The sequence below is a fragment of the Mycobacterium sp. TH-M82 genome (assembly GCF_057473605.1).
This window is the reverse complement of record NZ_JBYCKY010000195.1, coordinates 1-4,525: the sequence shown is the minus strand read 5'-3', so window position 1 is coordinate 4,525 and position 4,525 is coordinate 1. Positions and strand designations below refer to the sequence as shown.

Genomic DNA, 4,525 nt, shown 5'->3' with positions numbered 1-4,525 from the left:
TCAACGCGATCGCCACCGGGATCGCGTCGATCAAGATGATCGACGCGGCGCCGCGGTCGTCGGCGCCCACCAGCCAGCGCGGCACCAGCATGAAGTTTGCGCCGATGAAGGCGGCGACCGCGCCCGTCGCGATGGCCAGCGAGTTCATCGTGACCACTTGTTTGCGCGGCACCACGTGCGGCAGAGCCGCCGACAGTCCCGATGTGACGAACCGGGTGAACCCGTTGGCGGTCAACGCTGCGCAGAGCACCACCAGGTCACCGGCCCCGGCGGCCAGTAACGCGGCGATCCCGATCACCAGCACCAGGCGGGCCACGTTGGCGGTGATGAGCACCAACCGTCGATCCCATCGGTCCAGCAGTGCGCCGGCAAACGGACCCAGCAGCGAGTACGGCAAGAACAACACGGTGAAGGCCCCCGCGATCGCCCACGGGTCGGCGGCCCGGTCCGGGTTGAACAGCAGCGCACCGGCCAGTCCGGCCTGGAACAGACCATCGCCGAATTGGCTTGCCGCGCGCAGCTCCAGCAGCCGCCAGAAGTCGGTTAGGCTGCGCGCCGAGCGCCACAGCGTCATATGCGCGTGAGCGTCGACCACGAAACCTACTTTCGGATGCGGGCCGGTGGTACGGCCCGGCTCCAGACCAGAGTACAAATATCCGAATATCCCGGCGGCCTGCACGGTTCGTCACGGCTCACCACTTTCGAGAAGTGCTGATGCCATGATGGTGTGGTGCCGCAACCCGAAGAGCCCGAAGACCATGTCGCGCCCGCGGCGTATCGGGTGCGTGCCGGCGCGCTGCTGCTGGCCAACACCGACCTGTTGGAGCCGACGTTTCGCCGCAGCGTCATCTACGTGGTCGAGCACAACGACGGTGGCACGCTGGGCGTGGTGCTCAACCGGCCCAGCGAAACGGCTGTCTACAACCTGCTGCCGCAGTGGTCGGAGCTGGCCAGCAAGCCGAAGACGATGTTTGTCGGCGGGCCGGTCAAGCGTGACGCCGCGCTGTGCCTGGCGGTCATGCGGGTCGGCGTGGACCCGCATAACATGTCAGGGTTGCGCCATGTCGCGGGCCGCATGGTGATGGTCGACCTCGACGCCGACCCGCAGACGATCGCGCCGTTCGTCGAGGGCGTCCGAATTTTCGCGGGCTATGCGGGCTGGACGATCGGCCAGCTCGAAGGTGAGATCGAGCGGGACGACTGGATCGTGGTGTCGGCGCTGCCGTCGGACGTGTTGGCTCCGGCGAGGGTCGACCTGTGGGGGCGGGCCCTGCGCCGGCAGCCGCTGCCGCTGCCGCTGCTGGCCACCCATCCGATCGACATCAGCCGGAACTGAAACACACAGCCCGGTCGGGGCGGATTCGGTCCGGTGGCGCAAGGCGCACCGTGCATGCCGGGCGGCAGGGTCAACCGCGCGGCCGCGCCGGCGTGGACGGCTGCGGCGCAGCGGTATGCGATGGTGACCCCTGCGCGGCGGTGTCGGGTGCGCTCACCCGGAACCCGTTGATGATGGCGTTGGTGGCCGGGGCGCTGCCGATGGATTCACCGATGCCGGTGGTGACCGTCGCGGTCACCAGGTAGCTATTTGCTCCAGAGGTCGCTATCACGTGGCGCCGCGAGGTGTTGAGCGTCATGTCGTTCTGACGGTAGGTGCCTTCGATCAGCGACGACGGGAAACCCCCGAAGTCGGCCAGCGACGCGTTGGTGGTACGCCAGGCGGGCAGCTGCTGGCTGTCGATGTAGCCATGGGTGATGGCTTCCCCGGGGTCGAAGTGACCCATCAGCCGATAAACCACCACCGCAGCGTTCGGTGTGTAGAGGGCAGGACTGCTCCGGTCGGCGATCACCGCGAACGCATCTTCGACGTTCGGGTCGGGGACCAGGGTCCAGCCGGTTGGCACGGGCAGGGTGATGTCGAGCGGGGTGAAGCCGGCGGCCTGTTGCGGCTCCAGCGCCACCTCGTGCTGGGCGAAGAAGTCGCGGAGCGTTCCGGAGCTGGCCGGAACCCGCGTCGGGGCCGTCGAGGCGGTCCCGGTGGACCCGGGCGGGACTGTCGGCGCCGCCGCGGCGGGCATCGCGGGCGGGGTGGTGGCCGAGGTTTGACCCGGGGTCGGCGGCGGTATCGGTTCCGCCGCTGCGACGGTGCCGAAGAAGCCCACCCCGGCCGCCGCTGCGACCACCCCCGCCGCCACCCATGCCGCCATGAAGCCGGCCAGTAGCCGCCAGCCGCGGATGGTCTGCGTCATCTGGGTCGGTCCTTCCAAGTGGTGGGGTGACACCCCCGGGTCACCCACCGACTGTAATCAGCAGCTCACGCCGTTCACCAGCGCCGGAACAGACCCTCACCGCTCTGCAACACAACCGAGACCAAGCTGTGCCGCCGCGGGCCCCTTATACCCTGTTGAGGTGACTGGATCGTCGGCCGCGCAGCACCGCGGCTCTGCTGCCAGCCCCGACGCTGACACACCCCCGCACCGCTATACCGCGACGCTGGCGGGCCGCATTGAACGTCGTTGGCAGGCCCGGTGGGCCCGGTGGGGGACCTTCAACGTCGACAACCCGGTCGGCTCGCTGGCCGCTTCGGAGACGTCGGCGGTGCCCGCCGACAAGATCTTCGTGCAGGATATGTTCCCGTACCCGTCGGGCGACGGGCTGCACGTGGGCCATCCGCTGGGCTACATCGCCACCGACGTCTACGCCCGCTACTTTCGGATGGTCGGCTGTAATGTGCTGCACGCGTTGGGGTTTGACGCATTCGGCCTGCCAGCCGAGCAGTACGCGGTGCAAACCGGCACGCATCCACGGGCCAGGACCGAGGCCAACATCGTCAATTTTCGGCGCCAGCTGGGACGGCTGGGTTTCGGCTATGACAGCCGGCGCAGCTTCTCCACCACCGACGTCGAGTTCTACAAATGGACGCAGTGGATCTTCTTGCAGATTTACAACGCGTGGTTCGACACCGCCGCCGGCAAAGCGCGCACGATCACCGAGTTGATCGCTGAATTCGACTCCGGCGCACGTGACCTCGACGACGGCCGGATCTGGGCGGAGTTGTCGGCTGGCGATCGCGCCGACGTGATAGACGGCCATCGGCTCGTCTACCGGTGCGACTCGATGGTGAACTGGTGCCCCGGCCTGGGCACGGTGCTGGCCAACGAGGAGGTCACTGCCGACGGTCGCAGCGACCGCGGCAACTTCCCGGTCTTCCGCAAGCGCCTTCGGCAGTGGATGATGCGCATCACGGCTTATGCCGACCGACTACTCGACGACCTCGAGGTGCTGGACTGGCCGGAGAAGGTCAAGACCATGCAGCGCAACTGGATTGGCCGCTCCACCGGCGCCTCGGTGTTGTTCGCCGCGGACACCGCTGCCGGCGGAACTGCCGATATCGAGGTATTCACCACCCGTCCGGACACCCTGTTCGGTGCCAGTTATCTGGTGTTGGCCCCTGAGCACGCTCTGGTCGACTCCCTGACCGCCGCCACCTGGCCGGGCCCGGTCGATCCGCGCTGGACGTCCGGCGCCGCGACGCCGGTCGAAGCCGTCGCCGACTACCGGAGGGCCATTGCCGCTAAGTCGGACCTGGAACGTCAGGAGAACAAGACGAAGAGCGGGGTGTTCCTGGGCGGCTATGCAACCAATCCGGTCAACGGTGAACGGGTCCCGATCTTCATCGCCGACTACGTGCTGGCCGGGTACGGCACCGGGGCGATCATGGCGGTGCCCGGCCATGATCAGCGCGACTGGGAGTTCGCACACGAATTCGGTCTGCCGGTGGTGGAAGTGATCTCCGGTGGCGGCACCGGAACCGCTCATTGTGCCTATGCCGGCGACGGCGTCCTGGTCAACTCGGGCTACCTCGACGGCATGAGGGTGGCGCGTGCGAAAGAGGCTGTGATCGAGCGGCTGCAGGCCGACGGCCGCGGGTGGGGACGCGTCGAATACAAGCTGCGCGACTGGCTTTTCGCCAGGCAGCGGTATTGGGGCGAGCCGTTCCCGATCGTCTACGACGGCGACGGGCGGCCGCACCCGTTGGACGAGGCGGTGCTGCCGGTCGAGCTGCCGGACGTGGGCGACTACTCGCCGGTGCTGTTCGACCCGGACGACGCCGACAGCGTGCCGTCGCCGCCGCTGGCCAAGGCGACCGACTGGGTGCACGTCGAGCTGGACTTGGGCGACGGGCTGAAGTCCTACGTTCGCGACACCAACGTGATGCCGCAGTGGGCCGGCAGTTCCTGGTACGAACTGCGCTACACCGACCCGCACAACTCGGCGCGGTTCTGCGCCGCCGAGAACGAGGCGTACTGGATGGGCCCCAGGCCCGCGGAGCACGGGGCCACCGACCCCGGCGGTGTGGACCTCTACGTCGGGGGTGTCGAGCATGCAGTGCTGCACCTGTTGTACTCGCGGTTCTGGCACAAGGTGTTATACGACCTGGGCCACGTCAGCTCGCGGGAGCCGTACCGCAGGCTGGTCAACCAGGGTTACATTCAGGCTTTCGCCTACACCGACGCGCGGGGATCCT

General features: G+C 67.9%; 4 protein-coding genes. 2 read left to right on the top strand and 2 right to left on the bottom strand.

Going from position 1 to position 4,525, the window contains the following annotated elements; translation table 11 throughout:
• Positions 1-574, bottom strand: a 574-nt coding sequence (locus AC2VON_RS05790; protein WP_486952081.1) for an MFS transporter, incomplete at its 3' end; no start/stop codon positions are given.
• A gap of 156 nt (positions 575-730) precedes the next feature.
• On the opposite strand from AC2VON_RS05790, the gene AC2VON_RS05785 reads away from it, so the two are divergent.
• Positions 731-1,336: a YqgE/AlgH family protein gene (locus AC2VON_RS05785; protein WP_486952080.1), complete on the top strand. Its 606-nt coding sequence runs from the start codon at positions 731-733 to the stop codon at positions 1,334-1,336.
• 70 nt (positions 1,337-1,406) lie between these two features.
• Here the strand turns inward: AC2VON_RS05785 and AC2VON_RS05780 are convergent, their stop codons facing one another.
• Complete coding sequence (locus AC2VON_RS05780) at positions 1,407-2,246, bottom strand: LpqN/LpqT family lipoprotein (RefSeq protein WP_486952079.1); 840 nt, start codon at positions 2,244-2,246, stop codon at positions 1,407-1,409.
• A 160-nt stretch (positions 2,247-2,406) separates the two neighbouring features.
• On the opposite strand from AC2VON_RS05780, the gene AC2VON_RS05775 reads away from it, so the two are divergent.
• Positions 2,407-4,525: class I tRNA ligase family protein (locus AC2VON_RS05775; protein WP_486952078.1), on the top strand; the 2,119-nt coding region annotated here is incomplete at its 3' end.

What these genes read in the sequence shown, in the direction of transcription:
- AC2VON_RS05780 (WP_486952079.1), bottom strand. Translation starts at nt 2,246, where the DNA reads ATGACGCAGACCATCCGCGGCTGGCGGCTACTGGCCGGCTTCATGGCG.